Below are 25029 nucleotides of genomic sequence, written 5' to 3' on the forward strand. Positions count from 1 at the left end.
CGTTAATCCATACCAGTGGCGATGTCGGCATTATACGGAGCGTCCCAGTGGCGGCCAGCCCCCGTATCAATTACCGGCACTTGTAGGAAGAAGACCAATAAATCCTAGGAAAATGCCGGCATCGTGAATGGAAAAGTCGATCAGCTCGGTTAACATGCGCGCCATCTCATCACTATCAAGGACGTTTCGTGTCGTTTGGCTCTCCTTCACCCCGCTCGCCGCTGGTTCTGGCCCTGCTTTTCAGCTCGCCATTGCTGGCCGACGACTTGTTTCTCGACAACGAACCGCTGCCGCAAGTGCTCACGGCCACCCGCCTGAAGCAGTCGCCGGCCGCCGTCCCGGGAAGCATGACGGTGATCGACAGCGAACTGATCAACGCCAGTGGCGCGCGGGATATCAGCGAATTGCTGCGCCTGGTGCCAGGCATGATGGTCGGCAGTATCAGCGGCAACCAGGCGGCGGTGAACTACCACGGCACCAACGCTACGGAAGCGCGGCGCATGCAGGTGCTGATCGACGGCCGTTCGGTGTACCGCGCCGGCCTGGCCACGGTGGACTGGAGTGATATTCCGGTGGCCATGGAAGACATCGAGCGCATCGAGGTTTTCCGCGGCCCCAACACGGTCAGCTATGGCGCCAACGCGCTGATGGCGGTGGTCAACATCATCACGCGCAACCCGGCCGACAGCCACGGCACGCGGATGAAAGTCACCCGTGGTCAGCGCGGCATCAATGACTTTTATGCCAGCCAGGGCCTGGGTTGGGACGGCGGCGACCTGCGCTTGTCGCTGTCCGGCCAAGAAGATGATGGCTTCGATACCCACCGCAACGGTGCCGATTATCGCGACAGTCGCCGTTTGAACCGCTTCAACCTTGCCGTCAGCCAGACGCTGAGTGAAAACCAAAGCATCGACTGGCAGTTGAACGCCAAGGACGGAAGCAACCAGCGGCCTTATACCTACCGCCCGGTGTTCTCCGGGATTACCGCTGCCGGGAACAATTCCGACGTCGTTGCCAAGGACTACGCCGGTTCGTTGCGCTGGAACCTGGACATCAATCCTGATCACAGCCTTTATATCCAGGGGTCGGCGCAGCATTGGGACCGCCAGCAGACCTGGCGTGCCTGTGATGCCGAAGTTTCGTTCAGCCCTGAACTGACCGAACTCTGGCAGCTCAACCCGAACTACACCGAACGCCTGGCGCGCAACATCGAGCGATTTACCGGCCCTGGTGCACCCGCCGGCACGGTGGCGGAACGTGCACTGGGTAATCAAGTGCTGGCGCAATGGCGCAACGGCGCCCGGCAAACCCTCTGTGGCGATATCGACCAGAGCGCCCGGGAAACGCGCTACGACCTTGAACTGCAAGACACCCTCAGCCTGTCCGACAGTCTGCGCCTGGTCAGCGGCATGAACTATCGTTACGACCGGGCAGATTCCGAGACCTACTTCAATGGCACGCTCGACGACACCACCTGGCGGGCATTCGGCCAACTCGAGTGGCGCGCCACCGAGCACTGGTTGCTGCAGGGCGGCGCGATGTTCGAAGACACGCAATTGACCGGCAGCTCGCTGACCCCGCGGGTGGCGGTCAATTACCTGATCAACCCGCGTCATGGCCTGCGCGCCGTGTATTCGGAAGCCATCCGCTCACCGGACATGTTCGAGAACAACGTCAACTGGAGTTACCAGGTGACCAACCTGCGGCCCAGTGCCTACGGCCAGACCAGCGCCCGGTATTTCGTCAAGACCCGCGGCCCCGGCGACCTCGAACAAGAACGCATGCGTTCGCGCGAGCTGGGCTACAACGGCTACTTCGCGGAGCTTGGGCTGACGGTCGATGTAAAGCTGTTCTACGACGAAATCAGCGGCATGATCAGCGAACCCCTGCGCAACAATCAGTACATCGCCAGCAATTCCAACAGCTCGCGTTTCAAGGGCGCGGAAACCCAGCTGGACTGGCGCCTGAGCAGCGCCGACCGCCTGCGCCTGACTTACGCCTACGTCGATGCCGAGGCGAGCAATCCACAGGATGAGCGACTGACGGCGCGCAACAGCGGTTCCGCCGGTTGGCTGCGCAACTGGGGCCACGGCTGGAACAGCGCCCTCTTCTATTACGGGGACGACGCCCTCAACGGTTACCGCTTCGAACGCGTCGACACGCGCATCGCCAAACGCATCGGCCTGGGCAAGGCCAATCTGGAACTGGCCGGCGTGCTCCAGCAGCGCCTCGACAATCAACCCACCACCTTCGTCGACAACAACTACGACGAGCGCCGGGTGCTCTACTTCAGCGCGGAGCTGACGTTTTAAATGCTGCATCGCCTGTCGCGGAAGTCGCCAACCCTTGGCCGCCTGCTGGCAGGGTTGTGCCTGGTGTTTGCCAGCTTGCTCGGCAGCCTGCCGATTCAGGCCGCCGACATTCTGCTGACCGGCGCCGAAGACAGTCCCGGCGTGCAATCCTTCGCGCAGGCACTGAGCGAACTGCGCCCCACGGATAACGTGCGCTTCCAGCCACTGGCGAGCCTTCCGGCGCCCGGCAAACTGCCGGCCGCCACTCGCTTGATTCTGCTCGATCTGCCGAGCCTCGACTGGCGCCTGCAAGAGGCCAAAGGCCCGGCGACGCTGGTGCTGCGCATCAGCCGCCTGCAAGCCCGGCAACGCTTTGGCACGAACCTGCCGCCGCAGCTCAGCCTGCTATGGAGTGATCCGCCACTGGATCGGCAACTGCGCCTGACCCGACTTGTCCTGCCCCAGGCACGCCGGGTTGGCGTGCTGTACGACAGTCACAGCGAATTCCTCCTGGAAGAACTGCATCGGGCCGCCCACCCCCTAGGGTTTGAACTGGTCACGGAACGCTGGGACAACACCAATGACAGCCGTCCCTTGCAGACGTTGCTGAAAAACAGCGACGTGCTGCTGGGCCTGGACGATCCCGATTTGTACAACCCGAAAACCGCGAAAAACCTTTTACTGAGCAGCTACGCGCGGCAACTGGCGCTGGTCGGTCCCAACGCAGCCTTCGTCAAGGCCGGCAGCCTGGCCAGCACCTACAGCGATCAGAGTGATTGGCTGGCGGTGCTCGACGAATTGCTCGACCGACCTACGACGAATTGGCCGCGGATGCTCTATCCGCAACACTTTAAAGTCTTGAGTAACCCGCAAGTGGCTCGTTCATTAGGGATTGAACAGATGAATGATGCATCTGTCGCAACACAGTTGGCCGAAGGAGAAAGCCGCCCATGACCTTCCGTCGCGGTTGGGACATCAACACCCGCACACAGATCATCAGCCTCGGCCCCGCCCTGTTGCTGACGTTGCTGCTGATCAGTTTCTTCACCTTCGTGCGGATCCAGGACCTGCGCCAGGAGCTCAACCACACCGGCCAGCTGATCGCCAACCAACTGGCCCCCGCCACGGAATACGGGGTGATCTCGGGCAACAACGAGGTCCTCGAAAGTTTGCTGAAGGCCACGCTGGCCACGCCCAACGTGCGTTTTCTCGAAGTCCAGGACAGCGCCAACCGTATTCTGGTGTACGTCGAGCAACCGTCGGAAACCCATGCCCGCTCGCACCAGGTCGAAGTATTCCAGGCGCCAGTGCGGCTGCAACGGATCGCGCTGAACAATGATTTCTTCCAGGGCAGCAAAGCCGCCAACTCGGCCCCGCCCGAGGACTATCTGGGCCGGGTGATCGTCGGCTTGTCCAACGACGCCTTCAGCCAGCGCCAGCAGGAAATCCTGTTCAAGGCAGGGATTCTCGCTTTGTTCGCGCTGCTGTTTACCTTTCTGGTGGCCCGGCGCCTTGCCGGCAGCCTGTCGCAGCCGATCCGCGACATCGGCCACGCCGTGAAGGCGATCCAGGACGGCGACTACAAAACGCCGCTGCCGATCGTCGATGACACTGAGTTGGGCGCGTTGTCGCAGCACATCAACAACCTCGCGCAGGGTCTCGAGCAGGCCAGCCGTGAGCAGCATCAGGCCATGGCGCAATTGATCCAGACCCGCGAAGAAGCGGAGAAGGCCAACAATGCCAAGTCCGACTTCCTGGCAATGATGAGCCACGAACTGCGCACACCGATGAATGGCGTGCTGGGCATGCTGCAACTGCTGGAAACCACCGACATGACCGAGGAGCAGATCGAGTATGCGGCGCTGGCTTCGGAGTCGACCGAACACCTGCTCAAAGTCATCAACGACATTCTCGACTTCTCGCGCATCGAGCGTTCGGAACTGGAGCTTGAACACATTCCGTTCAACCTCGCGGATCTGATCAGCAGCTGCGCCCAGTCGTTCCAGCACAGCGCGGCGCAACGTGGGCTCGATCTGGCCTTGGCGATTCCCGAGGACATGCGCGCCTTGCAGGTTCAGGGCGACCCGACGCGGATCCGGCAGATTCTGGTCAACCTGATCGGCAATGCACTGAAGTTCACCGAGCAAGGCCGCGTCAGTATCGAACCGCAATGGCAGTCCCTGGATCACGAACTGCTGTGGTTCACTTGCACCGTGCGCGACAGCGGGATTGGCATTTCGGCCGAAAGCCTGGAATTGATGTTCAATGCGTTCCAGCAGGCCGACAGTTCTATTTCAAGGCGTTACGGCGGCACCGGGCTGGGATTGCCGATTGCCCGCACCCTGGCCGAACGCATGGGCGGCACCTTGCGCGCCCAGAGCGAAGAAGGCCTGGGCTCGGTGTTCACCCTGGAAATTCCTCTGGCCCTTCATAAGCAGTCACTGCCGCAATTGAAGCCACGCACACAGGCCGGCGACGGCCATGGCGAAGGGCGCAATGTGCTGCTGGTGGAGGACAACCCGGTCAACCAGACGGTCATCGAAGCAATGTTGCGCAGTCTGGGCTTTACTGTCAGCGTCGCGACCGATGGCGCGCAGGCGATACGCAGTGCCGAGAGCCTGATGTTCGAAGCGATTCTGATGGATTGCCGACTGCCGATCATCGACGGCTATGAAGCAACCCGCCACATTCGTCTGCTGCCCGGCTGCGTGGACTTGCCGATCATCGCCCTGACCGCCAATGCGTTGCAGGGCGACCGTGAAGCCTGTTTATCGGCTGGAATGAACGATTACCTGGCCAAGCCCTTCAAACGCGCTGATCTGCAGCAAATTCTGCAGCGCTGGGTGCAGTAGTGCAGGCCTTTCGACCATCTGCGACTGGCGTGAAAGGCGAAAGTGCGGCAGTCTTAGGCACCCGAACAGGCCCGAAAAGGGGCTTGAATAATAATTTCAGTGCACAAGTGTACATTCATGTCCTTGGTGCTGTGACTTTCACCACAACGCAATAGTCTATGAGTAGGCTGCTGACTCGAGGCATGAACGCCTCGGTCGGCCGGGAAGATTTGCCCCACCCTGCCGCATGGGACTATTGAGGAGCTCGCATGACCCAACAAAACGCCTTTACTCGGGAAGACCTGCTGCGCTGCAGTCGCGGTGAGCTGTTCGGCCCAGGTAACGCACAACTGCCCGCCCCGAACATGCTGATGGTGGATCGCATCACCCATATCAGTGCCGAGGGTGGCAAGTACGGCAAAGGTGAATTGGTCGCCGAGCTGGATATCACTCCGGACCTGTGGTTTTTCGCCTGCCACTTCGAAGGTGATCCGGTGATGCCAGGCTGCCTGGGCCTCGACGCCATGTGGCAACTGGTCGGTTTCTTCCTCGGCTGGCAAGGTCTGCCGGGCCGTGGCCGTGCGCTGGGTTCGGGCGAAGTAAAATTCTTTGGTCAGGTCCTGCCGACCGCCAAGAAAGTCACCTATAACATTCAGATCAAGCGCGTGTTGAAAGGCAAGCTGAACCTGGCCATCGCCGATGGTTCGGTCAGTGTCGACGGCCGCGAGATCTACACCGCCGAAGGCCTTCGGGTCGGCGTTTTCACCTCCACTGACAACTTCTAAGGGTTATCCGCATGCGCCGCGTCGTTATCACTGGTCTGGGCATCGTATCGTGCCTGGGCAATGACAAAGAGACCGTCTCCGCTAACCTGCGTGCAAGCCGCCCTGGCATCCGGTTCAACCCGGAATATGCCGAAATGGGTCTGCGTAGCCAGGTTTCCGGCTCCATTGACCTTCCCCTCGAAGAGCTGATCGATCGCAAGATCTATCGCTTCGTCGGCCACGCGGCGGCTTACGCCTACCTGGCCATGAAAGACGCCATCGCAGACTCCGGCCTGAGCGATGAGCAAGTCTCCAACCCGCGTACCGGCCTGATCGCCGGTTCCGGTGGCGCCTCCACGCTGAATCAGATGGAAGCGCTGGACATCCTGCGCGAGAAAGGCGTGAAGCGCGTTGGCCCATACCGCGTCACGCGGACCATGAGCAGCACCGTTTCCGCTTGCCTGGCCACGCCGTTCAAGATCAAGGGCCTGAATTACTCCATCGCTTCTGCCTGCGCCACCAGTGCTCACTGCATCGGCAACGCCATGGAGCAGATCCAGATGGGCAAGCAGGACGTCGTGTTCGCCGGCGGCGGTGAAGAAGAGCATTGGAGCCAGTCGTTCCTGTTCGACGCCATGGGCGCACTGTCCAGCCAGTACAACGAAACCCCGGAAAAAGCTTCCCGTGCCTACGACGCCAAGCGTGACGGTTTCGTCATCGCCGGTGGTGGCGGCATGGTCGTGGTCGAAGAGCTGGAACACGCTCTGGCACGCGGCGCGAAGATCTACGCGGAAATCGTTGGCTACGGCGCGACCTCCGACGGCTACGACATGGTCGCCCCAAGCGGCGAAGGCGCCATCCGCTGCATGCAGATGGCCATGTCCACCGTTGATACTCCAATCGACTACCTGAACACCCACGGCACTTCGACTCCGGTCGGCGACGTCGCGGAAATGAAAGGTGTGCGTGAAGTGTTCGGCGACAAGGCCCCGGCCATCAGCTCCACCAAGAGCCTGTCGGGTCACTCCCTGGGCGCCGCCGGCGTTCACGAAGCGATCTACTGCATGCTGATGATGGAAGGCAACTTCATGGCGGGTTCCGCCAACATCGAAGAATTGGACCCGGAAGTGGCAGACATGCCGATCCTGACCAAGACGCGCGAAGACGCCACCATCAACACCGTGATGAGCAACAGCTTCGGCTTCGGTGGCACCAACGCCACCCTGGTACTGAAGCGCTGGACCGGTAAGTAATACCCCGCCGTCTCGCAGCAAACAAAAACGCCCCGACTGGTTCGGGGCGTTTTTTTTGTGCCTGAAAAATGTGCACTGCAATGCTTTTTGTAGGAGCCAGGCTTGCCGGCGAAGGCGCATTCAAGGACGCCTTCGCCGGCAAGCCTGGCTCCTACAGGTAGCGTGTTCTACCCGCGATATATTCACGGCGAACATGAAGCTTTTGTCATGAAACTCAATGCCCTGTGACCGAATGCCGCGTGTTTGGCGGGCTGCAGGACTTTTGCCGATTTCGCAAAAATTCGTTACCGAACCCAGTCGTTTACTTAGCAGGCTAACCAAACATATAACAGAGTCCTGCACACGCCTTGCTGCAGATAACAGAGATTGGAGCTAGCAGATGACTGTAAAAGTAACTGAACGCGACGATTCACATAAATCCCATGAAGGCATAGCCGCCGGTATCCGTATCTGGGATGTACATCAACAAGACATGCTGGTGGGGATGTTTCATTCCGAAACCGACGCCCACAGCTACAAGGCCGAACTGGAAAAACTGGAGCAGCAACGAGCGCTCCGATCCGCATAAGCAATGACAGCATTGAAAACGACAAACCCCGCCATGAGCGGGGTTTGTCGTTGTAGAAGCCTTTAAAGGCTTACCACATCAGATCATCAGGGATCTGATAGGCCGCGTATGGATCATCTTCGGCAGCGACTTCTTCAGTCTTGACGTTCAGCTGCACGATCCGCTGCGGGTCGCGCTCCTGGATCTTCAGGGCCGCCTCACGCGGGATCACTTCGTACCCGCCGGCATGGTGCACGATCGCCAGGAAGCCATTGCTCAGCTGGTTGCGCATCAGGGTGTTGACGGAGATGCGCTTGACCTTCTTGTCGTCAACGAAGTTGTAGTAGTCCTCGGTGGTCAACTTCGGCAGGCGCGAGACTTCGATCAATTGTTTGACCTGGGCCGCACGGGCCTTTGCCTCGGCTTTCTCCTGTTGCTGGCGGTTCAGTTCCTGATCGCGCTTGACCTTCTCGGCCATGGCTTCCTGAGCCGCTCGCTGCTGTGAGTCATCGAGTTCAATCTGGCCTTTATGGGCCAGGCGTTGCTGCTTCTGCTTCTCTTTGCCGACCTGTTTGGCCTGCTTTTGGTTGACCAGCCCTGCTTTGAGCAACTGGTCGCGAAGGGAAATGCTCATGGTGCTTATTTCTCACTTAGGCCACTGCTCAACCGCAGCTGGGCAAATTCTTTTCCTGACGTTTGGCTTCGCCCCACAAGGCGTCCAACTCTTCGAGGGTGCAATCTTCCATGGGACGGTGGGTGTCGCGCAATGCCTGTTCGATAAAACGGAAGCGTCTTTCGAACTTGCTGTTGGCGCCACGCAGTGCAGTTTCCGGATCGACCTTCAAATGACGCGCCAGATTGACCACGGAAAACAGCAGGTCACCGACTTCATCGGCAATCGCTGCCGAGTCATTGTCGGCCATGGCTTCGAGCACCTCATCAAGTTCCTCGCGGACCTTGTCCAGCACCGGCAAGGCGTCCGGCCAGTCGAAACCGACCTGCCCCGCGCGCTTTTGCAACTTCGCTGAGCGGGACAATGCTGGCAGCGCGGCGGGTACATCGTCGAGCAAGGACAGCTGTTCGGGCGCGGATGATTTCTCGGCGCGTTCTTCAGCCTTGATCTCTTCCCAGCGCTGCTTGACCTGTTCTTCACTCAGACGCGGAACATCCAGCGGCGCGTACAGATCGCCGGTCGGGAACACATGAGGATGACGACGGATCAGCTTGCGGGTGATGCTATCGATCACGCCGGCGAATTCGAAGCGCCCTTCTTCCCGGGCCAGTTGGCTGTAATAAACCACCTGGAACAGCAAATCGCCCAACTCACCCTGCAAATGATCGAAGTCACCACGCTCGATCGCGTCAGCGACTTCGTAGGCTTCCTCAAGGGTGTGCGGGACGATGGTGGCGTAGGTTTGCTTGATATCCCACGGACAGCCGAACTGCGGGTCACGCAGACGGCTCATCAGGTGCAGCAAGTCTTCAAGTGAATACATCAATCAATCTCTACATCTGCAATGCGGTATGTCGGGCGCAACCGTAACCCTGTAGGAGCGAGGCTTGCCCGCGAAGGCGGTGTGTCAGGTATGGTGCCTTCGCGGGCAAGCCTCGCTCCTACAGGGATCATCATCACGGCGTGCGGTTACGCCGGGTTTCGATGATGTTCGGCAGTTGGGAAATCCGTCCCAGCAACCGCCCCAGTGCATCCAGCCCCGGAATCTCGATGGTCAGGGACATCAGCGCAGTGTTGTCCTCTTTGTTCGAGCGGGTGTTGACCGCCAGCACGTTGATCCGTTCATTGAGCAGCACTTGCGAGACGTCGCGCAGCAACCCGGAACGGTCGTAGGCGCGGATGATGATGTCCACCGGGTAGGTGAGCACCGGCACCGGGCCCCAGCTGACCTGGATGATCCGCTCTGGCTCGCGTCCGCCCAGTTGCAGCACCGAGGCGCAATCCTGACGGTGAATGCTCACGCCACGGCCCTGGGTGATGTATCCGACGATGGCATCCCCCGGCAACGGCTGGCAGCAGCCGGCCATTTGCGTCATCAGGTTGCCGACGCCCTGGATCTGGATGTCCCCGCGCTTGCCCGGTTTGTAGCCGGTGGCTTTGCGCGGGATCAGTTCCAGCTGCTCGTTGCCGCGTTCCGGCTCGACCAGTTGTTGCGCCAGGTTCACCAGTTGCGCCAGGCGCAAATCGCCGGCGCCCAACGCGGCGTACATGTCCTCGGCGGTCTTCATGTTGGCCTTGTCGGCCAGCTTGTCGAAGTCCACCGCTGGCAAGCCAAGACGACTGAGTTCACGTTCGAGCAAGGTTTTACCTGCCGCGACGTTCTGATCGCGAGCCTGCAATTTGAACCAATGGACGATCTTCGCCCGTGCCCGCGAGGTGGTGATGTAACCCAGGTTCGGGTTCAGCCAGTCGCGGCTCGGCGTGCCGTGCTTGCTGGTGATGATCTCGACCTGCTCACCGGTTTGCAGGCTGTAGTTGAGCGGTACGATGCGCCCGTTGATCTTCGCGCCACGGCAGTTGTGACCGATTTCGGTGTGCACGCGGTAGGCGAAGTCCAGCGGCGTCGCGCCCTTCGGCAAGTCGATGGCGTGACCGTCCGGGGTGAAGATGTAGACCCGGTCCGGCTCGATATCGACCCGCAGTTGTTCGGCCAGACCACCGATATCGCCCAGCTCTTCATGCCACTCGAGCACCTGACGCAGCCAGGAGATTTTCTCTTCGTAGTGATTGGAGCCAGACTTGACGTCGGTGCCCTTGTACTTCCAGTGCGCGCACACGCCCAGTTCGGCTTCTTCGTGCATGGCGTGGGTGCGGATCTGCACTTCCAGCACCTTGCCCTCGGGGCCGATCACCGCAGTGTGCAGCGAGCGGTAGCCGTTCTCTTTCGGGTTGGCGATGTAGTCGTCGAATTCCTTCGGGATGTGCCGCCACAACGTGTGGACGATACCCAGCGCGGTGTAGCAGTCGCGCATTTCCGGCACCAGCACACGCACGGCGCGCACGTCGTAGATCTGGCTGAACTCCAGCCCCTTGCGCTGCATTTTGCGCCAGATCGAATAGATGTGTTTGGCCCGGCCGCTGATGTCGGCATCGACACCGGTGGCCTGCAGTTCGTCTTTGAGCTGGGTCATCACGTCGGCGATGAAGCGCTCGCGATCCAGACGCCGCTCATGGAGCAACTTGGCGATCTGCTTGTACTGATCGGGCTCGAGGTAACGGAAGGACAAATCCTCCAGTTCCCATTTGATATGACCGATACCGAGACGGTGAGCCAGCGGCGCGTAAATGTCGAAGACTTCACGGGCAACGCGATTACGCTTTTCGTCGTCCGCGGTTTTCACCGCACGGATCGCGCAGGTGCGTTCGGCCAATTTGATCAGCGCGACGCGAACGTCGTCGACCATCGCCACGAGCATCTTGCGCAGGTTCTCGACCTGGCCCTGGGTTCCCAGCACCAGCGATTGACGGGGGCTCAGGCTGGCGCTGATCGCCGCCATGCGCAACACGCCGTCGATCAGTTTGGCGACCACCGGACCGAAGCGCTGGCTGACCGCCGGCAGTTCGATCTGGCCTTCGCGCACGCCGCGGTACAGGACCGCCGCGACCAACGAATCCTGATCCAGTTTGAGGTCGGCGAGAATCTCGGCGATCTCAAGGCCGGTGCGGAAACTCGAGGTCCCTTCGGACCATAGATTCTTCGCCGCATTGGCTTGTTGTTCAGACGTGCGAGCGAACTCGCACGCATCCTTCAAGGCTTCGCGATCCAGTGCCAGATCGACACTGACCGCATGATCGAGCCAAGCCTCGAGATTGATACTGCCGTCGGTGTTGATCGGCTGGTGTGCTCTCACCTGTACCATCTTGCTTACCTTCCCTACGACGCAGATTCAATGCGTCAAATCGCTGACCTTCATTGCCCGATTGCCCTCACGGGGCTACTGCAAGAGCTGCACGGGCGGCCAGTCGGACCAGACGAGCCGTCCTAGCTCGCTTCAAATAACGCCATGGCCTCGACATGTGCCGTCTGAGGAAACATATCGAGAATCCCGGCACGTTTTAACCGGTAGCCCTGCTTGATCAATTCGACCGTATCGCGCGCCAGCGTTGCCGGGTTGCACGACACGTACACCAACCGCTTGGCGCCCAGGGACGCCAGCTTGCGCACGACCTCGAAAGCACCGTCACGCGGTGGGTCCAAGAGTACCGCACAAAAGCCTTCGCGCGCCCATTCGGCATCGGTCAAAGGCTGGGATAAATCGGCCTGAAAAAAATGGGCGTTATGCAGATTATTGCTAGCCGCGTTTTCAGCGGCCCGCTCGACCATCGCTTGTACGCCTTCGATTGCGACCACTTCACGAACGGCTTTGGCCAGCGGTAATGCAAAGTTGCCTAACCCACAGAATAGATCGAGAACCCGCTCTTCCGACGTCGGCTTCAACCAGTCCAGCGCTTGGGCAATCATCGCTTCGTTGACCCCGGCATTGACCTGGATGAAATCACCCGGCCGATACGCCAGGTTCAGATCCCACTGCTCAAGGCGATACCCCAGCGACTGATCAGCCTCGACCGGTTGCGGTTCACCTTCTCCGTGCAGCCACAACTGGGCCTCATGGAACGCGCAGAAATCCTTGAGGATCGTCATGTCGGCGTCGGACAACGGCGCCATGTGTCGCAGCAAAACCGCCAATGACGATCCGGCGAACAATTCCACATGCCCCAGCGCCTGAGGTTTGCTCAAGCGTCGAAGCATTTCCGGCAAGCGGGTCATGATCGGCTGCAAGGGCTGGACCAGCACCGGGCATTCGTTGATCGCCACGATGTCCTGACTGCCCGCCGCACGGAAACCCACTTCGAGTTTTTTCGCCTTCATGTCCCAACGCACCGCCACTCGGGCACGACGGCGGTAACCGAATTCCGGACCGCTCAACGGCGCTGCCCATTCTTGGGGTTCGACACCGGCGACCTTGGACAGTTGCTCGGCGAGCATGCGCTGTTTGAGGGCGAGTTGTTCGGTGTGCGGCAGATGTTGCACGCTGCAACCGCCGCAACGACCGGCATGCGGACACGGTGCCGGACGACGCAATTCGCTGGCCTGGAACACCCGCTCGGTGCGCGCCTCGACCACTTTGCCGTGGGCGCCCAACACGCGCGCCTCGATTTCTTCACCGGCCAATGCGCCGATGACGAACCAGGTGCGACCTTCGAAAAACGCGATTCCGCGACCGTCATTGGCCAGGCGCTCGATGCTCAAGCGCTGCTTTTTGCCGGTGGGAATTTGCGGGGCCTTGCTGCCACCGGTGGGTTGGAAGCGCAGGCCTCTCTCTTGCTTGGCCATCAGTTGGGCGCGTCGAAAATGCCGGTCGACAAGTAACGGTCGCCACGGTCGCAGATGATCGCGACGATCACCGCGTTTTCAACTTCTTTGGACAGGCGCAGCATCGCTGCCACCGCACCGCCTGAGGACACGCCGCAGAAGATGCCTTCTTCGCGAGCCAGACGACGGGTTACGTCTTCGGCTTCGCTTTGCGCCATGTCGACGATCCGATCCACGCGCTCGGCTTGATAAATCTTCGGCAGGTATTCCTGCGGCCAGCGACGGATGCCCGGAATTGCCGAGCCTTCCATCGGTTGCAGGCCGACGATCTGCACGTTGTCGTTCTGCTCTTTCAAGTAGCGCGACACGCCCATGATGGTGCCGGTGGTGCCCATCGAACTGACGAAATGAGTGATGGTGCCCTCGGTCTGGCGCCAGATTTCCGGGCCTGTGGTGGTGTAGTGCGCTTCAGGATTGTCGCCGTTGGCGAACTGATCCAGCACCTTGCCACGGCCTTCGGCTTCCATTCGCTGAGCGAGGTCGCGCGCGCCTTCCATGCCTTCTTCCTGGGTCACCAGAATCAGCTCGGCGCCATAAGCCGTCATCGCGGCCTTACGTTCGGCGCTGGAGTTGTCCGGCATGATCAGGATCATCTTGTAACCCTTGATCGCGGCAGCCATGGCCAGCGCGATACCGGTGTTACCCGAAGTCGCTTCGATCAGCGTATCGCCGGCGTGGATCTGCCCGCGCAATTCAGCGCGGGTAATCATCGACAGCGCCGGCCGGTCCTTGACCGAACCCGCCGGGTTATTCCCTTCGAGCTTGAGCAAAAGGGTATTGCTGGTAACGCCAGGCAGGCGCTGCAAACGGACCAGCGGGGTGTTGCCGACGCAATCGGCGATGGTTGGGTACTGCAAGGTCATGGCGTATTCGCAATCCAGACTGCGGGGGCGCCTATCATACCGGCAAACCGACCGAGGCCATATCACGCAAAGTGCGGTGCTTATGGCTTATGGGAATAAGCGGCTGTTTCAACGCTAAGCTATCTGCGCGATATAGATCTGGGCAGCAGCACGAAAACTTTGATTGAACATCGCTCGCGCCGAGTGGCGGGTTTGTGTCAGCAGTGCTGACACTTTTGCCGACTGGACACCGCTGCGTCTGAACAGTGCAGCGTTAAACAAGGTTTTTGCACTGGGAGAAAATGATCAGGTTGCTCGATCAGGAATTGTCGCACTGGGGGTACGACTTTCACTTCAGCGCGACAGCTCTTATAGATCCGACAGTTGTTGGGTCCAGGAAAACAGTCTCACCAGCGGTGAGACTTTTCCGTGATAGTGACCCGACGGACCTCATCGCGAGCAAGCTCGCTCCCACAAGGATTGGGTTTGATCACACTGTTTGTGGCCGACACCCATCCACTGTGGGAGCGAGCCTGCTCGCGATGGGATCTTCACTGACACTGCCATCATCAGCCACCAACCGAATATTCAGCCGCAACCCACACCCAGTGTTCTCAGCCCAAATACTCCCCCCCTGACGCTTCACCGCATTCCTCGCAATGCTCAATCCCAACCCGAATCCGCCATCCCCCGGCCGCGAGCCGTCGAGTCGAATGAACGGGCAGAAGATCCGCTCCAGATCCGCCTCAGCCACGCCGCCGCCCTCATCCTCCAGCCACAAATGCCAGAAGTCGCCCTCACGTTGCCCGCCGAAACGAACAATGCCGCCACTCGGAGAATGACGAATGGCATTGCGCAGAATGTTTTCCAGCGCTTGGGACAAGGTGTTGAGATTGCCCCGAACCCAACACGACGAATTCACCAGACACTGCAACTGACTCGCTGGCCAGCCGCTTTCATAGCAGGCATTTTCCGTGAGCATTTCCCACAGCGCCTGGACCTGGATCGCTTCGTCGGGCAACGGTGCGCGCTCGGTGTCGAGCCAGGCCAGTTGCAGCGTGTCTTCCACCAGGCGCTGCATGCCGTCGACTTCCCGCCCGATGCGCTCGCGCAATTGCGCCAGCCCCTGCTCGCTTTCGCTGGCGACCCGCAGACGGCTCAGCGGCGTGCGCAGTTCGTGGGACAAGTCGCGCAGCAATTGCTGTTGCAAGGCGACGGTGCTTTGCAAGCGCTCGGACATGTGATCGAACGCCCTGCCCAGTTCGCCGAGTTCATCCGAACGATTGGTGGTGGTGCTCGACACGCGCACGTTCAACTGGTCGACACGCCAGGCATTGGCCTGTTCGCGCAATTGGTTCAACGGCACCACCAGCAATCGATAAAGACCGACACACAATAAAAGGGTGAACAGGCCGGGGATCACGCCGTTGGTGATCACGCGCCAGAACACCCGGTACTGGCCGGGCATGAAGCGCTGCGGCAACTCAATGACCAGATTGCCAGCGCTCGGATCGCCGGGAAACGGCACGCGCAGCCACGGCATGCGTTTCTTGTGAATGGGCCAATCCAGGCCACGGAGAAAGGTCAGACGCTCGATTTCCGTGTCTGTAAGCGGCTGGTTGCTTAACGACTGTAAATCACCGCCAATGACACCTGCCCAGCCCGTTTCGCGCTGTCGCATGGTTTGCAGCCAGCGATCGACGCCCGCACGCTGCCCTTGACGCCACGCCTGTTCGGCCTCGGCGGCATACCCCGTCAGCGTGCCTCGGGCCTGATCCGACAAAAACTGGTTTCGCTGCTCCATGTAGCGACCCCAGGACCAGCTCAGCCAGATCATCAGCAGACAGAACGCCACCAACAGACACGCCAGTTTCCAGAACAGCGAGTGCCGGCCCGGCAGGTCAGACCATTTCATCGCTGGCACTCAACACGTAACCCTTGCCCCAGACAGTACGCACTTCCCGCTCGGTGTAGCCGATGCCTTTGAGTTTGCGGCGGATCTGACTGATGTGCATGTCGAGGCTGCGGTCATGGGCGGCAAAACCGCGTTGCAGCACGTGCTGATAAAGGAAAGCCTTGCTCAGCACTTCATCGCCATTGCGATTCAGCGTGTCCAGCAATCGATACTCGCTGCGGGTCAGGCCGGCGGCGTGTTCGCCATAGAAAACCTCACTGAGCTCGTCGTTGAAACGCAGGCTGTCGACCGAGGACGCTGCCACCGCCGGCTCCGGCCGACGGTCGAGTGCCACCCGGCGCAGGATCGCTTCGATGCGCACGCGCAACTCGGCCATGCTGAAGGGTTTGGGCAGGTAATCATCGGCCCCCAGGCGAAAACCGCTGATGCGATCCGCCTCGGCGCCCAGGGCTGACATCAGCACCACCGGGGTCGAATGGCTCTGGCGCAGTTGCGTCAGCACGTTCAACCCGTTCAGCCCTGGCAGCAAAATGTCCATCAGCACCAACTCGAAGGGCTGCTGGCGGGCAATGTCCAGGCCTTCTTGCCCGTTCTGGCACCAGGTCACCTGAAAACCACAACGGCCCAAATGTTCGTGCACATAAGCGCCGAGCACGAGGTCGTCTTCAATGGACAGAATGCGGGGATGGTCAACACAGATGGGAGTCATGATTATCTGCAAATAATTCTCAGTTGGCGATTATTCAAGATTGCCTGACGATGGGCAACCCAAGGTTTGCCCTTGGCGCAAAAGCGGCGATCCGGCCGACGAATGACGACATCAATTTTACGAAGATTGCCTGCCTGCAAATCGCTACACTGGCCCGGTGGCGCGTGCCGGATGCACGCGCAGGTCAATCAATAGCTGGATGCAGGAGAGATGCGTGCTCAAGAAACTGGGAATTAAAGGCCGCGTGCTGTTGCTGACCCTGTTGCCGACCAGCCTGATGGCGCTGGTCCTGGGCGGCTATTTCACCTGGACGCAGCAATCCGACCTGCAAACCCAACTGATGCAGCGCGGTGAGATGATCGCCGAACAGCTCGCGCCCTTGGTGGCCCCGGCCATGGGTCACAAAGACAACGAGTTGCTGGAGCGTATCGCCACCCAGTCGCTGGAAACACCGGACGTGCGCGCCGTGACCTTCCTCGCCGCCGACCGCACGCCCGTGGCCCATGCCGGCCCGACCATGCTCAACCCGGCGCCGATGGGCAGTGGCTCGCAGATGCTGCGCCGCAGTGGCAACGATGCGACGCGTTATCTGCTGCCGGTATTCGGCAAGCACCGCAACCTCGCCGGCGACTTGATACCTGATGAATCCGACCGACTGCTGGGCTGGGTCGAACTCGAACTGTCCCATAGCGGTATGCTGCTGCGCGGTTACCGCAGTCTGTTCGCCAGCCTGCTGCTGATCGGCGCGGGCCTGGCGGGTGCGGCGCTGCTCGCCTTGCGCATGGGCCGGACCATCAATCGGCCGATCAGCCAGATCAAACTGGCGGTGGCGCAACTCAAGGATGGTCACCTGGAAACCCGCCTGCCGCCCCTCGGCAGTCAGGAACTGGATGAGCTCGCGTCCGGCATCAACCGCATGGCCGGCACGTTGCAAAACGCTCAGGAAGAATTGCAGAACAGCGTCGACCAGGCCACCGAAGACGTGCGCCAGAACCTGGAAACCATCGAGATCCAGAACATCGAGCTGGACCTGGCGCGCAAGGAAGCCCTGGAAGCGAGCCGGATCAAATCGGAATTCCTGGCCAACATGAGCCATGAAATCCGCACCCCGCTCAATGGCATTCTCGGCTTCACGCATCTGCTGCAAAAAAGCGAACTGACACCGCGTCAGCTCGACTATCTGGGCACCATCGAAAAGTCCGCCGACAGTCTGCTGGGGATCATCAACGAGATCCTCGACTTCTCGAAAATCGAGGCCGGCAAACTGGTGCTCGACAATATTCCGTTCAACCTGCGCGACCTGCTGCAGGACACCCTGACCATCCTCGCCCCGGCCGCCCATGCCAAACAGCTTGAGTTGGTGAGTCTGGTTTATCGCGACACACCGTTGTCGCTGGTAGGCGATCCGCTGCGGCTCAAGCAGATCCTCACCAACCTGGTGAGCAACGCGATCAAGTTCACCCGCGAAGGCACCATCGTCGCCCGGGCCATGCTCGAAGAAGAACACGAAGACAGCGTGCAACTGCGCATCAGCATTCAGGACACCGGTATCGGACTGTCGAACCAGGACGTGCGCGCCCTGTTCCAGGCGTTCAGCCAGGCTGATAACTCGCTGTCCCGCCAGCCAGGTGGCACTGGCCTGGGTCTGGTGATTTCCAAGCGCCTGATCGAACAGATGGGCGGCGAGATCGGCGTCGACAGCACGCCGGGCGAAGGTTCTGAATTCTGGATCAGCCTCAGCCTGCCCAAGACCCGCGACGACGCCGAAGACCTGCCCGGCCCGCCGCTGCTCGGACGCCGCGTGGCGGTCCTGGAAAACCATGAACTGGCCCGTCAGGCCTTGCAGCATCAGCTGGAAGATTGCGGCCTGGCTGTCACGCCGTTCAATACCCTGGAAAGCCTGGCCAATGGCGTGACCGGCGCGCATCAGACCGATCAGGCGATCGATCTGGCGGTGCTCGGCATCACCAGCAACGACATGCCACCGGAGCGCCTCAACCAGCACATCTGGGACCTTGAGCACCTGGGCTGCAAAGTGTTGGTGCTGTGCCCGACCACTGAACAGACGCTGTTCCACCTTTCGGTGCCCAACCCGCATAGCCAGCTTCAGGCCAAGCCGGCCTGCACCCGCAAGTTGCGGCGGGCATTGTCCGATCTGGTCAACCCGCGCCAGCAGCGCAGCGAACCCGGCGAACCGGTATCGAGCCGCGCGCCGAAGGTGCTGTGCGTCGACGACAACCCGGCCAACTTGCTGCTGGTGCAAACCCTGCTCGAAGACATGGGCGCCAAGGTGCTCGCGGTGGAAAGCGGTTATGCGGCAGTCAAAGCAGTGCAAAACGAGACTTTTGACCTGGTGTTGATGGACGTGCAAATGCCCGGCATGGACGGGCGTCAAAGCACCGAGGCGATTCGTCAGTGGGAAAGCGAGCGGCATTGCACGCCGCTGCCGATTGTCGCCCTCACCGCCCACGCCATGGCCAACGAAAAACGCGCGCTGCTGCAAAGCGGCATGGATGACTACCTGACCAAACCCATCAGCGAGCGGCAACTGGCGCAGGTGGTGTTGAAGTGGACCGGCCTGGCGTTGCGCAATCACGGGCCGGAGCGTTCCAGCGACAGCCATGGCAGCAGCCACGAATTGCTGGTGCTCGATCACGAAGAAGGCCTGCGCCTGGCCGCCGGCAAGGCTGATCTGGCGGCGGACATGCTGGCGATGCTGCTGGCATCTCTTGAAGCCGACCGCGAGGCCATTCGCCTGGCCCGGGAAACCAATGACAACAACGCCTTGATCGAACGCGTCCACCGTCTGCACGGCGCGACTCGTTACTGCGGAGTCCCGCAATTGCGCGCCGCCTGCCAGCGCAGCGAAACCCTGCTCAAGCAACAGGACCCGAAAGCCCCCGGTGCACTGGAAGAACTCGACCGGGCAATCAATCGCCTGGCCGCCCACGCCCGGATAAACGCTTGATGCAGCGCAATGGCGCCGACCAGCATCGGCGCTAAGCTCACCGGGTTCCGTCCGTCTCGGCACCATTCCAACTGTGGGACGAGCCTGCTCGCGTTAGCGGACTTACAGACAACGCAGATGTTGAATGTAAAACCGTCATCGCGAGCAGGCTCGCTCCCACAATGGAACGGTGCACCGCCACACATGACTCGAAAAATCTCCAGGAGGACCGTATGCGCACGATTCTTTTCAGCAGCCAGACCTACGACCGCGACAGTTTTCTCGGCACCGAGCTGCCCGCCGGTCTCGAGTTGCACTTTCAATCGGCACGGCTGAGCGTCGATACGGTGGCGCTGGCGGAGCATCACGAGGTGGTCTGCGCGTTCATCAATGATGACTTGAGCGCTCCGGTGCTGGAACGTCTGGCAGCGGGCGGCACACGCTTGATCGCCCTGCGCTCGGCCGGTTACAACCATGTCGATCTGGCGGCGGCGAAGCTGTTGGGGCTATCGATTGTGCGGGTTCCGGCCTATTCGCCGCACGCGGTGGCCGAGCACGCGGTGGCGCTGATCCTCGCGCTCAACCGCCGCCTGCACCGCGCCTATAACCGCACCCGCGAAGGGGATTTCAGCCTGCACGGCCTGACCGGTTTCGACTTGGTGGGCAAGACGGTCGGCGTGGTCGGCACCGGGCAGATTGGCGCGACCTTCGCGAAAATCATGAACGGTTTCGGTTGCCGGTTGCTGGCCTACGACCCCTACCCCAACCCGTTCGTCGAAGCCCTCGGCGCCCGCTACCTGAGCTTGCCGGAGCTGCTGGCAGAATCGCAGATCATCAGCCTGCACTGCCCGCTCAATGAGCAGAGCAAACATTTGATCAACCGCGAATCACTGGCGCACCTGCAGCCCGGCGCGATGTTGATCAACACCGGGCGTGGCGGTCTGGTGGACACACCAGCGCTGATCGACGCGCTGAAGGACGGCCAATTGGGGTATCTGGGGCTGGATGTCTATGAAGAGGAAGCGCAGCTGTTCTTTGAGGACCGTTCCGACCTGCCGCTGCAGGACGATGTGCTGGCCCGGCTGCTGACCTTTCCGAACGTGATCATCACCGCGCACCAGGCCTTCCTGACCCGCGAAGCCCTGGACGCGATTGCCACGACCACCCTGCAGAACATCGCGGCCTGGGCCGCTGGCGCGCCGCAGAATCGGGTCGAGGGCTGACTCGATCAGGCTTTGGACAAAACGATCATCAGGCCCAGCCAGCCGAACCCCAGCAAGCGTTGCCCAAGCGAATGCCCGCGACGCAGCAAGAACCAGACAAAAAACGGCGGCAGAAAGAAAATCATCAGTTTCAGCCACAGTTCCACCGGACGCACGCCCGTGGTGGATGCAGGTATCGGCGGCGCCACCTCGGCTTCAACTGCGGTTTTTCGCTTACGTCCGAACGCGGCCGGGGTCACCCTGGCGACTTTCTCATCGGCCGGCAATCGACCGAAAGAAACGCGTCCCTGCACAGGCGCTGCCGTCGAAGTGGCCGTTTGCACCGTTCCGGCCGGTGCACCGCAATGGATGCAAGCAGGCGCCGTGGAGCTGATGCTTTGCTTGCACTCATAACATTCGATTAACGCCATGTCCGTTCCTTAGAAATGCAAAAGCGGCAGTGTGCCATGAGTCGGCCGGTGATTTGAACCAGATCGAAGGTCATCTGCCCGCGCCATGCTGCGAGCAGGCCCGTGATAGCATACCGCGCATATTTGGAGGACCCATGGTCGAACACGATTTCCGCTACAGCCTGATGAACCCGCAACACACCCTCACCGAATGCCGCGCCCTTGTGCCGGGGCGCTATCAAGTCACCGGCAACGGCGGCTCGATTCGTAATAATGACGTGCTGGTCGTGACCCTCAAAGGTGCCAAGGACTTGTCCATGCGCCTGACCGTGGAAACGGTTCGCCACTTGATCAACCCGCCCGGCCAATGGGTCGCGGTGGCCAGTGGTCCGGTGTTCGGCGAATTGGCGATCCACACCTGGAAAGTCAACTGCGACAGCTGTGCCAAAGAGCTGAGCTTCGAGTTTGCGGCCGACGCCAAACTGGGCAACAAGGCTGAAAAGCCTGCCGCCACCGCGCGGATTGCCGAGCTGGGCTGGACCACCGTTGGCGAGAAGCACCTGTGCCCGAAATGCCAGGAGCCCGCGTGATGAAACGCCTCGCCCTGACCGCCCTGGTCGGTGCCAGCCTGCTGGGCTGCGCCGCCGAGCCGGTGAAATTGCAACAAAACCGCAGCTACATTCTGGAATGGATCGGCGAACGTCCGCTGATGGATTACAGCCACCTGACCATCACCCTCGGTGAAGACGGCCGGGCCTACGGCAATGGCGGCTGCAACCACTGGTTTGCGCCGTACACGCTGGAAGGCGACAAGCTGAGCTTCGGCAAGATCGGCAGCACCCGCAAAATGTGCGCGCCAGCCGTGATGGAGCAGGAAAAGCGCTTCATGCAAGCTCTGGAAAATGTGCAGCGCTGGGATGTTTCGCCGATCGAGCAGATGCGCTTCTGGCCGGCTGAAGGCAAGCCGTTGCGTTGGTGGCTTGAAGAGGGTTGATAACCCTGGCCTGTAGCCAAGTGAATACCTGTGGCGAGGGAGCTTGCTCCCGCTGGGCTGCGCAGCAGCCCTAAAACCCGTCACCTCGGTTCATCAGGAACACCGTTTGTACCGGTTTTGCGACTGCTGCGCAGTCGAGCGGGAGCAAGCTCCCTCGCCACAAGATCCATGCGCAATCACTTGAGCGCCTGCAACGCCTCCAGCTTGGCCATCACCCCCTCTGCGGTCTGCTCGCCCATCAACTGCTCGCGCACCTTGCCCTTGTTATCGATGATGTACGTCACCGGCAACGCTTCACTGCGCGGCAAGTCAAAAAGCTCCGCAGGGTCCGACGCCAGCACGGTGAACTTGATCCCCAGCTTTTCACTGGCGCTTTTCAGCTCTTCTCCCTGCACATTGTCGAAATTGACCCCGAACACACCGATCTTCTTGTCCTTCAGTTGATCGGCCAGAGCGTTCAACTCCGGGATCTCGGTACGGCACGGGCCACACCATTCGGCCCAGTAGTTGAGCACCACCCATTGTTTGTCCAGACGTTCGGCGGCGACTTTCTGGCCGTTCTGGTCGATGCCATAGTCGTTGCCACAGCCCCCCAGCATCAACGCACCGATGATCGCCAATGCTGCTGCCAGTCGTCTTGTCATGTCGTAATCCTTGTTCAAAATTGAATGCGCCTGCGACCCATCGCCTCCCGAGGTTCTGGATTACGCGCTGCACAGTTAGAATAGCCGCCACCTTACGCAAGATGCGACCCGCACATGACCGATCTGACGCTTTATCACAATCCGCGCTGCTCGAAATCCCGCGGTGCGCTCGAACTGCTGGAAGCCCGAGGCCTGACGCCGACCGTGGTCCGCTACCTGGAAACCCCGCTGGACGCCGCGCGAATCCAGAGCCTGCTGACCAAACTCGGCATCGGCGCCCGGCAACTGCTGCGCACCGGTGAGGACGAGTACAAAACCCTCAACCTGGCCGACAGCAGCCTGAGCGAGGCGCAATTGATTGCCGCCATCGCCGCCCACCCCAAACTCATGGAACGACCGATTCTCGAAGTCGGCGACAAAGCCATCATCGGCCGTCCGCCGGAGAATGTGCTGGAGTTGCTGCCGTGAGCGCGCCGTACATTCTGGTTCTGTATTACAGCCGCAGCGGCTCGACCAATGAAATGGCCCGGCAGATTGCCCGTGGCGTCGAGCAGGCCGGGATGGAAGCGCGCCTGCGCACGGTCCCGCCGATCTCGACCGAATGCGAAGCCGTGTCGCCGGACATCCCCGATGAAGGCGCGCTGTACGCCAGCCTCGACGACCTGAAGCACTGCGCGGGCCTGGCCATGGGCAGCCCGACCCGGTTCGGCAATATGGCCGCGCCGCTCAAGTACTTCCTCGACGGCACCAGCAATCTTTGGCTGACGGGCGCGCTGGTGGGCAAGCCGGCCGGGGTGTTCACCTCTACCGCGAGCCTGCACGGTGGCCAGGAAACCACGCTGCTGTCGATGATGTTGCCGTTGCTGCACCACGGCATGTTGATCACCGGCCTGCCGTATAGCGAATCGGCCCTGCTGGAAACCCGTGGCGGCGGCACGCCGTATGGCGCCAGTCATCACGCCGGGGCGGATGGCAAACAGGGTTTGAATGAACACGAAGTCGCGCTGTGCCGGGCCCTGGGCCTGCGTCTGGCGAAGACTGCGCAAAAACTGGGGAACTGACGTGGCGAAAAAGCCGAAGATTCTGCCCTCGATCGAATGGCTCGAACCGCGGGTCCGGGCGATGCGCGCGATCAGCCTGCTGTGCTTTTTCGGGCTGGTAGGGCTGCTGTGCGTCTATTACCTGGTATTTGCCGACCTGCACGGTGCCAGGCCGTGGGTGATTTTGCTGATCGAACTGGTGCCCCTGCTATTGCTGGCGCCGGGGATGATCATCGGCAGCGCACGGGGGCATTCGTGGATGTGTTTTGTGGTGAATCTGTATTTCATCAAGGGCGCACTGGCCGCGTATGACCCGAACCGGCAGCTGTTTGGTCTACTGGAGATGGGCGCGAGCCTGGCGGTGTTCTGCTCGGCGCTGCTGTATGTGCGGTGGCGGTTTCAGTTGAATCGCAAGTTGGCGGGTGAAGGCGAGATCTCCGTCGCCTGATCTGACGCCTTCGCGGGCAAGCCTCGCTCCTACAAGGGCGCCACCGTACCTGTAGGAGCGAAGCTTGCTCGCGAAAGGCGCAACTCGGTGTTAATGATTGACGGTATACGCCAGCATCATCGAAATCTGGCTCATCGCCCGCCCGCCACTCTGCTCATGCCACTGGTTGAACACATCCTGCACCAACGCCAGGTCCCGCTGGCTGGTCGGCACCTTGTCGACGATCTTCTGCGCGTTCAGCCCCGCTACCACGTCATAGCTCGGCACAAACGTGTCCTTGCCGACCATGCGCAAGAAACGCGGTGCCGACAGCCCACCCAATTGATGGCCGCGCTTTTTCAGGTAGGTCCACAGACCGACGATATCCGTCACCGGCCAATCGGCGATCAATGCGCCAAAGCTGCCCTGCTCATGCGCCACGTCCAGCACGAACTGCGCATTGCGCGGCACGCTCTTGAGCTTGCCCAGGTGACGGATGATCCGCGCGTCCTGCATCAGGCGCTCAAGGTGTTCGGCGCTCATCAGCACGACCTTTTCCGGGTCGAACTTAAAGAACACTTCTTCGAACGACGGCCACTTGGCATCCACCAGGCTGTGCTTGAGCCCGGCGCGAAACACGCGCAGGGCCATGGTCGAGAGGTAGCGGTCGTCGCTGATCTTGCGCAATTGCGCCGGGGTCTTGGGAACGGGCAGATGGGCTTCCAGTTCAGCTGCTGAGCCGAAGCGGTTCAGACAGTATTCGTGCAGCCACTTGTAATCGCGCATGCCCTCTCCTGATGAATAAGTGAATAGACCACTGTGGGAG

General features: G+C 60.7%; 23 protein-coding genes. 13 read left to right on the forward strand and 10 right to left on the reverse strand.

Features of this window, described 5'->3' with window-relative positions:
• The first annotated feature begins 188 nt into the window (after positions 1 to 188).
• The 6 genes from ACA068_RS21520 to ACA068_RS21545 all read left to right on the forward strand — a co-directional run bounded on the left by ACA068_RS21520 (position 189) and on the right by ACA068_RS21545 (position 7707).
• On the forward strand, positions 189 to 2312 hold the full coding sequence (locus ACA068_RS21520; RefSeq protein ID WP_497304620.1) for a TonB-dependent receptor plug domain-containing protein: 2124 nt from the start codon (positions 189 to 191) through the stop codon (positions 2310 to 2312).
• Positions 2313 to 3245, forward strand: coding sequence for an ABC transporter substrate-binding protein (locus tag ACA068_RS21525; RefSeq protein WP_497304622.1), 933 nt, complete (start codon positions 2313 to 2315; stop codon positions 3243 to 3245).
• A complete protein-coding gene (locus tag ACA068_RS21530; RefSeq protein WP_497304623.1) occupies positions 3242 to 5143 on the forward strand; it encodes an ATP-binding protein in 1902 nt (633 codons plus the stop codon). Before ACA068_RS21525 ends, ACA068_RS21530 begins: the two co-directional genes overlap by 4 nt.
• Positions 5144 to 5391: 248 nt before the next feature.
• Entirely contained in the window at positions 5392 to 5907 is a 516-nt protein-coding gene (gene fabA, locus ACA068_RS21535; RefSeq protein ID WP_008148022.1) for a 3-hydroxyacyl-[acyl-carrier-protein] dehydratase FabA, read from the forward strand.
• Positions 5908 to 5918: 11 nt separating this feature from the next.
• Positions 5919 to 7139: a beta-ketoacyl-ACP synthase I gene (gene fabB / locus ACA068_RS21540; protein ID WP_497304625.1), complete on the forward strand. Its 1221-nt coding sequence runs from the start codon at positions 5919 to 5921 to the stop codon at positions 7137 to 7139.
• Positions 7140 to 7518: 379 nt separating this feature from the next.
• Positions 7519 to 7707 carry a hypothetical protein gene (locus ACA068_RS21545; protein WP_497304627.1) on the forward strand — a complete coding sequence of 63 codons (189 nt, stop codon included), beginning with the start codon at positions 7519 to 7521 and terminating at the stop codon, positions 7705 to 7707.
• 70 nt (positions 7708 to 7777) lie between these two features.
• Here ACA068_RS21545 and ACA068_RS21550 read toward each other — a convergent pair whose 3' ends face one another.
• From ACA068_RS21550 to ACA068_RS21580, 7 genes are all read right to left on the reverse strand, one after another.
• On the reverse strand, positions 7778 to 8320 hold the full coding sequence (locus ACA068_RS21550; protein WP_462004469.1) for a DUF2058 domain-containing protein: 543 nt from the start codon (positions 8318 to 8320) through the stop codon (positions 7778 to 7780).
• A gap of 28 nt (positions 8321 to 8348) precedes the next feature.
• Positions 8349 to 9182 (reverse strand): nucleoside triphosphate pyrophosphohydrolase, encoded by an 834-nt coding sequence (gene mazG / locus ACA068_RS21555; RefSeq protein WP_157711400.1) that lies wholly within the window; start codon positions 9180 to 9182, stop codon positions 8349 to 8351.
• A gap of 133 nt (positions 9183 to 9315) precedes the next feature.
• On the reverse strand, positions 9316 to 11559 hold the full coding sequence (gene relA, locus ACA068_RS21560) for a GTP diphosphokinase (RefSeq protein ID WP_497304628.1): 2244 nt from the start codon (positions 11557 to 11559) through the stop codon (positions 9316 to 9318).
• A 122-nt stretch (positions 11560 to 11681) separates the two neighbouring features.
• Positions 11682 to 13034, reverse strand: a complete 1353-nt coding sequence (gene rlmD / locus ACA068_RS21565) for a 23S rRNA (uracil(1939)-C(5))-methyltransferase RlmD (protein ID WP_497304630.1) — start codon at positions 13032 to 13034, stop codon at positions 11682 to 11684.
• A complete protein-coding gene (cysM, locus tag ACA068_RS21570; RefSeq protein ID WP_497304631.1) occupies positions 13034 to 13936 on the reverse strand; it encodes a cysteine synthase CysM in 903 nt (300 codons plus the stop codon). The genes rlmD and cysM overlap by 1 nt, the downstream gene beginning before the upstream one ends.
• A gap of 469 nt (positions 13937 to 14405) precedes the next feature.
• Complete coding sequence (locus tag ACA068_RS21575; RefSeq protein WP_497304633.1) at positions 14406 to 15830, reverse strand: sensor histidine kinase; 1425 nt, start codon at positions 15828 to 15830, stop codon at positions 14406 to 14408.
• A complete protein-coding gene (locus tag ACA068_RS21580; RefSeq protein WP_497304635.1) occupies positions 15817 to 16539 on the reverse strand; it encodes a response regulator transcription factor in 723 nt (240 codons plus the stop codon). The genes ACA068_RS21575 and ACA068_RS21580 overlap by 14 nt, the downstream gene beginning before the upstream one ends.
• A gap of 214 nt (positions 16540 to 16753) precedes the next feature.
• Between ACA068_RS21580 and ACA068_RS21585 the strand changes: the two genes are divergently transcribed.
• Positions 16754 to 19507 carry a response regulator gene (locus tag ACA068_RS21585; protein WP_497304637.1) on the forward strand — a complete coding sequence of 918 codons (2754 nt, stop codon included), beginning with the start codon at positions 16754 to 16756 and terminating at the stop codon, positions 19505 to 19507.
• Between the two features lie 212 nt (positions 19508 to 19719).
• On the forward strand, positions 19720 to 20709 hold the full coding sequence (locus ACA068_RS21590) for a 2-hydroxyacid dehydrogenase (RefSeq protein ID WP_497304639.1): 990 nt from the start codon (positions 19720 to 19722) through the stop codon (positions 20707 to 20709).
• 5 nt (positions 20710 to 20714) lie between these two features.
• Here ACA068_RS21590 and ACA068_RS21595 read toward each other — a convergent pair whose 3' ends face one another.
• A complete protein-coding gene (locus ACA068_RS21595; RefSeq protein WP_497304641.1) occupies positions 20715 to 21119 on the reverse strand; it encodes a hypothetical protein in 405 nt (134 codons plus the stop codon).
• 134 nt (positions 21120 to 21253) lie between these two features.
• On the opposite strand from ACA068_RS21595, the gene ACA068_RS21600 reads away from it, so the two are divergent.
• Positions 21254 to 21688 carry a hypothetical protein gene (locus ACA068_RS21600; RefSeq protein WP_497304643.1) on the forward strand — a complete coding sequence of 145 codons (435 nt, stop codon included), beginning with the start codon at positions 21254 to 21256 and terminating at the stop codon, positions 21686 to 21688.
• The gene (locus ACA068_RS21605; protein WP_010457111.1) at positions 21688 to 22092 is read left to right on the forward strand and encodes an META domain-containing protein; all 405 of its coding nucleotides are present in this window, start codon (positions 21688 to 21690) and stop codon (positions 22090 to 22092) included. Before ACA068_RS21600 ends, ACA068_RS21605 begins: the two co-directional genes overlap by 1 nt.
• 176 nt (positions 22093 to 22268) lie before the next feature.
• On the opposite strand, the gene ACA068_RS21610 is transcribed toward ACA068_RS21605, so the two are convergent.
• Positions 22269 to 22736, reverse strand: coding sequence for a TlpA disulfide reductase family protein (locus ACA068_RS21610; protein WP_497304645.1), 468 nt, complete (start codon positions 22734 to 22736; stop codon positions 22269 to 22271).
• Positions 22737 to 22850: 114 nt separating this feature from the next.
• On the opposite strand from ACA068_RS21610, the gene arsC reads away from it, so the two are divergent.
• From arsC to ACA068_RS21625, 3 genes are read left to right on the forward strand one after another with little or no spacing between them, the layout of a single operon-like run.
• Positions 22851 to 23204 (forward strand): arsenate reductase (glutaredoxin), encoded by a 354-nt coding sequence (gene arsC / locus ACA068_RS21615; RefSeq protein WP_497304647.1) that lies wholly within the window; start codon positions 22851 to 22853, stop codon positions 23202 to 23204.
• Positions 23201 to 23797: an NAD(P)H:quinone oxidoreductase gene (gene wrbA / locus ACA068_RS21620; RefSeq protein WP_219097163.1), complete on the forward strand. Its 597-nt coding sequence runs from the start codon at positions 23201 to 23203 to the stop codon at positions 23795 to 23797. Before arsC ends, wrbA begins: the two co-directional genes overlap by 4 nt.
• Before the next feature lies 1 nt (position 23798).
• Positions 23799 to 24224, forward strand: coding sequence for a DUF2069 domain-containing protein (locus ACA068_RS21625; RefSeq protein WP_497304649.1), 426 nt, complete (start codon positions 23799 to 23801; stop codon positions 24222 to 24224).
• Positions 24225 to 24314: 90 nt separating this feature from the next.
• On the opposite strand, the gene ACA068_RS21630 is transcribed toward ACA068_RS21625, so the two are convergent.
• Positions 24315 to 24989, reverse strand: a complete 675-nt coding sequence (locus ACA068_RS21630) for a DNA-3-methyladenine glycosylase I (RefSeq protein ID WP_497304651.1) — start codon at positions 24987 to 24989, stop codon at positions 24315 to 24317.
• Between the last annotated feature and the right edge of the window lie 40 nt (positions 24990 to 25029).

It is taken from the genome of Pseudomonas sp. LBUM1660 (genome assembly GCF_059695935.1).